We start from the raw sequence: 7,627 nt of genomic DNA, 5'->3' as shown, positions 1-7,627 counted from the left end.
TTCTCAAGGAACGGACGCTTCCTTTGTACTCACCCTCTCGGGCTTTCCTCCGGGCTTTCGTTCTGTGTTGTTCTTGCGTTTCCGACTCTATCAGAGTCTTTCTCGCTTGCTTTCCAGGTCCTGCGCTTTCGCGCTTTTCCTTTCCGGCGGTTCCGACTCTATCAGATCCTTTCGGACCTGACTCCCAGTCAGCGGGATTCGCGTTCCGGGCCGTTGGGCCCTTCCGGCGAGTGAGACAGTAGCGGATTCCCTGCCCCCGATGCCAATCGGGGGCTGCGTCCTGGAACGCGGATTCCTCATTCGCAAATACGCATGAAAACGAGACGACACAGTGCGTCGTTCGTTCGAATGTGTAGTGCGGGATGGCTGTCCGGGGACCGACCGGGGTCGGCGCTCACGTCGGACAACTCGAAGAACCTTACGGATCGGGCACACCTGTGTCAACCCCCGGCTGACCGGAGGACGTCCAGTCGGCAAACTTCCCGCGCACCGCGTCCTGCGGGGGCTACGCTGCTTCGCATGACCACGCACGCGCTCACGCTCAGCCTTCGTTGGTGGCCCGCCTGACGGCGGCCGACCACCACGCGAGCACGCATGCGCTCACGGCCGCCGCTACGGCGGCCGTTTCTGTTTCTCCCCCTCTCCGGGAGTGGCTCGGTCGCCCGACGCGGTGGCCGCGGCACCACACCATCCCCACCACAGGACACGAGGGAGAGCAGGACATGACGAGGATCTTCAGCGGGATCACCCCGTCCGGGCATCTGACGCTGGGCAACTACCTGGGGGCCATCCGGCAGTGGGTCGCGGCCGAGCAGGCGCCCGGGGACGCGCTGTTCTGCGTCGTCGATCTGCACGCGCTGACCGTGGAGCACGATCCGGCACGGCTGCGGCGGCTCAGCCGGCAGGCCGCGTCGCTGTACCTGGCCGCCGGGCTGGATCCGCAGCGGTGCACGCTCTTCGTGCAGAGCCACGTCGGCGAGCACACGCGGCTGGCCTACCTGCTGGAGTGCACCGCCACCGACGGGGAGATGCGGCGGATGATCCAGTACCGGGAGAAGGCGGCGAAGGCGGAGGCGTCCGGGCAGGGCGTACGGCTGTCGCTGCTGACGTATCCCGCGCTGATGGCCGCCGACATCCTCGCCTACCGGACGGACGAGGTGCCGGTGGGTGAGGACCAGCGCCAGCACGTGGAGCTGACCCGGGACCTGGCGGAGCGGTTCAACCAGCGGTACGGGCACACCTTCACCGTGCCCAGGGCGGCGGTTCCGGCGGTGGCCGCGCGGGTCATGAACCTTCAGGACCCCACCAGGAAGATGGGGAAGTCGGAGGAGGGCGGCACCGGCATCGTCTACCTGCTCGACGAGCCGGCGGTGGTGACCAAGAAGGTGATGCGGGCCGTGACCGACAGCGGGGACGGCGGGGTGGTCTACGACCGGGCCGCGCGGCCGGGCGTGGCGAACCTGCTGGACATCCTGGCGGCCTGTACGGGCGGCGACCCGGAGAAGCTCGCCGCGGGGTACTCCCAGTACGGGCCGTTGAAGCGGGACGTCGCCGAGGCGGTGGTGGAGCTGCTGCGGCCGCTGCGGGAGCGGCACGCGGTGCTGGCGGCCGATCCGGGCGAGGTGGAGCGGGTGCTGCGCGAGGGCGCCGGGCGGGCCCGGGCCATGGCGCGGCCGGTGGTGGACCGGGCGTACGAGGCCATGGGGCTGCTGGCGCCGTGAAGGGGTGGCGGAGGGGCCCCGGGGTGCGGGGCCCCTCCCGCCGGGTCAGCTGTTGCCGGTGGCGAGTTCGCGGCTGCGGTCGCGGGCGGCTTCGAGGGCGGCGATCAGGGCGGCCCGTACGCCGTGCTTCTCCAGCTCGACGATGGCGTTGATGGTCGTGCCGGCCGGGGAGGTGACGGCCTCGCGGAGCTTGACGGGGTGCTCGCCGCTGTCGCGGAGCATCACGGCGGCGCCGATGGCGGCCTGGACGATGAGGTCGTGGGCCTGGGCGCGGGGCAGGCCGAGCAGGATGCCGGCGTCGGTCATGGCTTCGACGAGGAAGTAGAAGTAGGCGGGTCCGGAGCCGGAGAGGGCGGTGGCCGCGTCCTGCTGGGACTCGGGGACGCGCAGGGTCTTGCCGACGCCGCCGAAGATCTCCTCGGTGTGTTCGAGGTGGGCGGCGGTGGCGTGGCTGCCGGCGGAGATGACGGACATGGCCTCGTCGACGAGGGCGGGGGTGTTCGTCATGACGCGGACGACGGGGGTGCCGGGCGCGAGCCGTTCCTCGAAGAAGGCGGTGGGGACGCCGGCGGCGCCGCTGATGACGAGGCGGTCGGCGGGGACGTGCGGGGCGAGCTCTTCGAGGAGCTTGCCCATGTCCTGCGGCTTGACGGTGAGGATGAGGGTGTCGGCGCGCTTGGCGGCTTCGGCGTTGCTGACGGCCTCGACGCCGTAGCGGGTGCGGAGCTCCTCGGCGCGCTCGGGGCGGCGGGCGGTGACGAGCAGTTTGGCGGCCGGCCAGCCGCCGCGGATCATCCCGCTGAGCAGGGCCTCGCCGATCTTGCCGGTACCGAGGACTGCGACTGTCTGGGTCATGCCCGATTCACCTCGCCGAACGAACCATCAGGACGTACGCCCTCATCCTTGCACCCGTGCGCGTCGTGGCGAGGGGGTGTCCGCTCCGTGGTCAGGGCGTCCGGCGGCGGAGGGTGGCGGCGCCGAGGACGAGGACGAGCAGGGCGCAGCCGGCGACGACGACGGCGTCGCGGACGAAGTCGGCGGTCATGTCGGTGTGGGTGAGGACCTGGGTCATGCCGTCGACGGCGTAGGACATGGGCAGGACGTCCGAGAGGCCTTCGAGTACGGGCTGCATGGTGTCGCGCGGGGCGAAGAGCCCGCACAGGAGCAGCTGCGGGAAGATCACGGCCGGCATGAACTGGACGGCCTGGAACTCGGACGCGGCGAAGGCGGAGACGAAGAGGCCGAGGGCGGTGCCGAGGAGGGCGTCGAGGAGGGCGACGAGCAGGAGCAGCCAGGGGGAGCCGGTGACGTCGAGGCCGAGGAGCCAGAGGGCGAGGCCGGTGGCGAGGAGGGACTGGATGACGGCGACGGCGCCGAAGGCGAGGGCGTAGCCGGCGATGAGGTCGCCTTTGCCCAGCGGCATGGCGAGGAGGCGTTCCAGGGTTCCGGAGGTGCGTTCGCGCAGGGTGGCGATCGAGGTCACGAGGAACATCGTGATGAGGGGGAAGATCCCGAGGAGGGACGCGCCGATGCTGTCGAAGGTGCGGGGGCTGCCGTCGAAGACGTAGCGCAGCAGGGTGAGCATCAGTACGGGGACCAGCAGCATCAGTGCGATGGAGCGCGGGTCGTGGGCGAGCTGGCGCAGGACGCGGGCAGCGGTGGCGAGGGTGCGGGGGCCGTTCATCGCCGGGTCTCCTCGGTGAGTGCGTCGGCTTCGTCGACCAGGCGCAGGAAGCCTTCTTCGACGGTGGCGGAGCGGGTGCGGGTGCGCAGGGCTTCGGGGGTGTCGTGGGCGAGGATGCGGCCCTCGCGCATGAGGAGCAGGTCGTGGCAGCGCTCGGCCTCGTCCATGACGTGGGAGGAGACGAGGATCGTGGCGCCGCGGGCGCGGGTGATGTCGTGGAAGAGGTTCCACAGGTCGCGGCGCAGGACGGGGTCGAGGCCGACGGTGGGTTCGTCGAGGACGAGCAGCTCGGGGGTGCCGAGGAGGGCGACGGCGAGGGACACGCGGCTGCGCTGGCCTCCGGAGAGGCGGCCGGCGAGGGCGGTGGCGTGGGTGGTGAGGTCGACGTCGGCGATGGCCCGTTCGACGGCGGCGCGGCGGCGGTCGGTGGCGGGCCGGCCGGGGTCGAGGACGGCGGCGAAGTAGTCGAGGTTCTGCCGGACGGTGAGGTCGTCGTAGACGGAGGGTGCCTGGGTGACGTAGCCGATGCGGGAGCGGAGCCGGGGGTGGCCGGCGGGGTGGCCGAGGACGTCGAGGGTGCCGGTGACGTGGGCCTGGGTGCCGACGACGGCGCGCATGAGGGTGGACTTGCCGCAGCCGGAGGGACCGAGGAGGCCGGTGATGCGGCCGCGGGGGACGGTGAAGGTGAGGGTGTCGAGGACGGTGCGGGGGTGGCGGCCCGTGCCGCGGCGGACGGTGAGGGCGTCGGCGTGGACGGCGGGAGGGGGCGGCGCCGCCTCCCGCAGGTTATTCATCATGTGATGAATAATGCTCCTGGTGGTGCCGGGCGTCAATCGACGGGCCTTCGGAAAAAAGGGGACTGGAGCCGGGCGGGGCTACTTCCTGCGCTTGGAGCGGCGGGCCGCCGGGTTCCCCGTACGGGCGCTGCGGCGGCGGGCGAACTCGGCCACGGCGCGCTCGTACTCGGCGCGGCGGAGCTTCTCGCCCGGGGCCTCGCTCAGGCTGCGCAGGAAGTACGCGACGAGGGAGCCGATGAAACCGATCGTCTTCAGGCCCTTGAGGGCGGCCTCGTCGGAGGAGGGACGCGGCCGGCGGCCGAAGGACTCCCAGGTCTTGGCGAAGGCGATGGAGCTGGCGATCGCGAAGAGCACCACGACGGAGATGCTGAGGAAGGGGCCGACGTCGCCGATCTCCAGGCCCTCGTAGGCGAGGCGCAGCAGATAGGCGCCGAGGACGGCGGCGGCGAGCGAGCCGGCGGCGACACCGGCGCGGCGCAGCGCGTAGCCGTTGTCGTGGTCCACCCAGGTGGTGCCGAAGAACCGGATCGGCTCGGGCTGCGGTCCGGGGACCGGCTCCGCCGGGGCCTGGCTCTGGTCTCGCTGCTCGTTGTCGCTCACACCGGCGATTATCCCCCGGCGGGCCGGACCCGCCGGGGGCGTCTCGCGTGGCGGAACGGCGGGCGGGCCCGCGGCCGGGCCCGGCCGCGGTGCGGGGCGGCGTGGCCGTCGCCCGACGACCCGCCGATCACGCCGTCAGCCGCAGCGGCCGGCCACGTAGCCGTCGGCGCCCGTGTGGACGTAGGCGTCGGAGACGAAGCGGCCGTTGCCGACGCAGTCCCACAGGTCCGTCGTGCCGTACGGACCCGAGACGGTGGTGCCGGGGCACTGGCAGCGGATCGTGACGGATCCGCCGACGGGCACGGCGTCGATGATCGGGTAGTTGGTGCCCGGGCCGCTGCGGATGTTGACCCGGTAGCCGGGCGCGGTCGGGTACGACTGGAAACCCCCGTCGGCGGCCGCGAGGCTCTGCACCGGGCTGGAATCGTTCTCAACGGACATGTGGAATCTCCCCCTTGGGTGCTGCTCTTGCGCAACGCGCGCAGGGTAGCAAGCCCTTGGATGTTCGCACGGGCCATCGACTAGGCTCCGGCGGGGGTGGTGAGCGGTGCAGTCGCTGCGCGCGGACAACGCCGGGTTTCCGCAATACGCCGGGCAGTACCGGCTCGAATCCGTGCTCGGCTCCGGCGGCATGGGCGTCGTCCACCTGGCCACCTCCAGCTCCGGGCTCAGGCTGGCCGTCAAGGTCGTGCACCCCCAGCACGCGGTGGACCCGGAGTTCCGGGCGCGGTTCCGGCAGGAGGTCGCGGCCGCGCGAAGGGTGAGCGGCGCCTTCACCGCGCCCGTCGTCGACGCCGATCCGGATGCCGAGCGGCCCTGGATGGCCACCCTGTTCATCGACGCCCCGACGCTGTCCGAGCGGGTACGGGAACGCGTGCTCGACGCCGTCGAGCTGACCCGGCTCGCGGCCGGGCTGGCGGAGGCCCTGCGGGACATCCACCGGGCCGGGGTGGTGCACCGGGACCTGAAGCCGAGCAACGTGCTGATGGCCCCGGACGGGGTGCGGGTCATCGACTTCGGCATCTCGCGCCCGGCCGACAGCGACCTGCGCACCGAGACGGGCAAGCTGATCGGGACGCCGCCGTTCATGGCGCCGGAGCAGTTCCAGCGGCCGAGGGACGTGGGGACGGCCGCGGACGTCTTCGCGCTCGGCGCGGTGCTGGTGCACGCGGCGACCGGGCGCGGGCCCTTCGACTCCGACAGCCATTACCTCGTGGCGTACCAGGTCGTGCACGCCGAACCCGACCTGACGGGGCTGCCGGCCCGGCTCGTGCCGATCGTGGAGCGCTGCCTGGCGAAGGATCCGGCGGAGCGGCCGACCGCCGAGGCGCTGATCGGGGAGATGCGGGCCGTCGCGTACCCGACCGCCGAGGACACCCAGGCGTTCATACCGCGGCCGCGCGGGCCCGTGGCCCAGGAGCAGGTCACCCACCGGCGGGACCGGATCGCGGCGGACCGGCCGCCCCCGGCCCGCCGGCGCAGGCCGGTGCTGCCGGCGGCCGGGCTCGCGGTGCTGCTCACGGCAGCGGCGGTCGGCGGCTACCTGTGGTGGGCGCCCGGCGCCGGGACGCCGGAGCAGCCGGCCGCCCACGCCTCGGGGGCACCGGCGAAGGGCTTCTCGCCGTGGTCGGCCTCGACGGGCGCACCCCAGGTGTCCTGCTCGGCCGGGTCCGGCGGGCTGTACTGCTCGGGCCGGGGCCTGGCCGCGACCCGGCTCGACCCCGCGGACGGCTCGACGGTGTGGACGGTCCGCGCGAACCCCCCGAGCCAGGGCGTGACGACCGGCAGCGCCCCCCTTCACTCGGGTGGGCTGGTGCTGGCGGTGGCACCCGGCAGCGCGCTGCTGCGGGCCCTGGATCCCGCCACGGGTGCCGAGCGCTGGCAGCGGAAACTGCCCGGCGGCACGCGCGTGGTGACCGCCGGCCCGTACGCGCTCACCGTGACCGCGAACGGGATGGTCACCGCCCTCGACGGGGCGAGCGGCACCCAGCGCTGGACGCAGAAGATCGGTGACGCCGGGTCCGTGTGGTGGGGCGGCCCCGGGGCGTCGGGCGCGCCCGTGCTCTACGTGGCGACCGCGGCCCTCGACGGCGGGTCGACGCAGCTCGAGGAAGTCGACCCGGCGACGGGCGGCGTGCGGTGGCGGACGCGGACCACGGGGAAGCTACGGCCCGTCGGCGTGGCGCACGGTGCGGTGCATCTGCTGGACACCGGCGCGGACGCCAGGACCGGCGCCGTCGTGCGGGTGGACGTGGCGAGCCGGACGATCCGCCGGGTCCAGCTGCCCGCTCCCCTGTTCGACGCGGAGGCGGCCGTGGGCCCGGACGGAACGGTCTACGCCTTCGGCGGTGGGGGCGCGCTCGTGGCGGTGGGCGCGGAGAGGGAGCTCTGGCGGCTGGAAACCGGGGCGGCCAGCGGCTCCGCGCCCGAGCAGTCGGACGGGCAGGTCTACCTGATGACCGGGGACGGCCGGCTGCTGGCCGTCGACGCGGCAGCCGGACGGCTGGTGGGACAGACCAAGCCGCGCATGGCCGCGCAGGGCACGTTCAGCGCCGCCCTCCCCGCCCCGGTCACCACGGAAGGCCACGTCTACGGCTCCGCGCCCGACGGAACGGTGTTCGCCGTGGACGCCCGGAACGCGGCCGGGTGGTGAGTCGGGGGCGGGGCGGCCGACGGACGGAGTCCGGCGCAGCGGCCCGAAGCCCGCGAGGCGCCCCCGGCGCCGAGCGGCGCGAGGGGCGCGTCGAAAAGGGGACGCCCGGAACGCGGCCGGGTGGTGAGCCGGTGGCCGGGCGGCCGACGGACGGAGTCCGCGACGCGCCCGC

The 7,627-nt window shown here is 73.3% G+C and carries 7 protein-coding genes; 2 read left to right on the top strand and 5 right to left on the bottom strand.

The genetic code is table 11. The features are described 5' to 3' along the window. The first annotated feature begins 722 nt into the window (after window positions 1–722). Entirely contained in the window at window positions 723–1,721 is a 999-nt protein-coding gene (gene trpS, locus ACZ501_RS34355) for a tryptophan--tRNA ligase (protein WP_361610803.1), read from the top strand. Window positions 1,722–1,766: 45 nt separating this feature from the next. Here the strand turns inward: trpS and proC are convergent, their stop codons facing one another. The 5 genes from proC to ACZ501_RS34330 all read right to left on the bottom strand — a co-directional run bounded on the left by proC (window position 1,767) and on the right by ACZ501_RS34330 (window position 5,243). Next, a complete protein-coding gene (gene proC, locus ACZ501_RS34350; protein WP_361610805.1) occupies window positions 1,767–2,576 on the bottom strand; it encodes a pyrroline-5-carboxylate reductase in 810 nt (269 codons plus the stop codon). A gap of 91 nt (window positions 2,577–2,667) precedes the next feature. After that, entirely contained in the window at window positions 2,668–3,405 is a 738-nt protein-coding gene (locus tag ACZ501_RS34345) for an ABC transporter permease (RefSeq protein WP_468800571.1), read from the bottom strand. Continuing rightward, the gene (locus tag ACZ501_RS34340) at window positions 3,402–4,202 is read right to left on the bottom strand and encodes an ABC transporter ATP-binding protein (RefSeq protein WP_468800568.1); all 801 of its coding nucleotides are present in this window, start codon (window positions 4,200–4,202) and stop codon (window positions 3,402–3,404) included. Before ACZ501_RS34340 ends, ACZ501_RS34345 begins: the two co-directional genes overlap by 4 nt. A 78-nt stretch (window positions 4,203–4,280) precedes the next feature. After that, window positions 4,281–4,802, bottom strand: coding sequence for a hypothetical protein (locus ACZ501_RS34335; protein ID WP_468800566.1), 522 nt, complete (start codon window positions 4,800–4,802; stop codon window positions 4,281–4,283). 135 nt (window positions 4,803–4,937) lie between these two features. Next, on the bottom strand, window positions 4,938–5,243 hold the full coding sequence (locus ACZ501_RS34330) for a peptidase (RefSeq protein WP_468800564.1): 306 nt from the start codon (window positions 5,241–5,243) through the stop codon (window positions 4,938–4,940). Between the two features lie 106 nt (window positions 5,244–5,349). Between ACZ501_RS34330 and ACZ501_RS34325 the strand changes: the two genes are divergently transcribed. Then, on the top strand, window positions 5,350–7,455 hold the full coding sequence (locus tag ACZ501_RS34325) for a protein kinase domain-containing protein (protein WP_468800561.1): 2,106 nt from the start codon (window positions 5,350–5,352) through the stop codon (window positions 7,453–7,455). Window positions 7,456–7,627: the final 172 nt, after the last annotated feature.

This window comes from Streptomyces sp. NPDC034085, from assembly GCF_055575555.1.
Note: the sequence above shows the minus strand (reverse complement) of the source record. Positions and strands in the feature narration are given on the sequence as shown.

What these genes read in the sequence shown, in the direction of transcription:
- trpS (WP_361610803.1), top strand. Translation starts at nt 723, where the DNA reads ATGACGAGGATCTTCAGCGGGATCACCCCGTCCGGGCATCTGACGCTG.
- proC (WP_361610805.1), bottom strand. Translation starts at nt 2,576, where the DNA reads ATGACCCAGACAGTCGCAGTCCTCGGTACCGGCAAGATCGGCGAGGCC.
- ACZ501_RS34345 (WP_468800571.1), bottom strand. Translation starts at nt 3,405, where the DNA reads ATGAACGGCCCCCGCACCCTCGCCACCGCTGCCCGCGTCCTGCGCCAG.
- ACZ501_RS34340 (WP_468800568.1), bottom strand. Translation starts at nt 4,202, where the DNA reads ATGATGAATAACCTGCGGGAGGCGGCGCCGCCCCCTCCCGCCGTCCAC.
- ACZ501_RS34330 (WP_468800564.1), bottom strand. Translation starts at nt 5,243, where the DNA reads ATGTCCGTTGAGAACGATTCCAGCCCGGTGCAGAGCCTCGCGGCCGCC.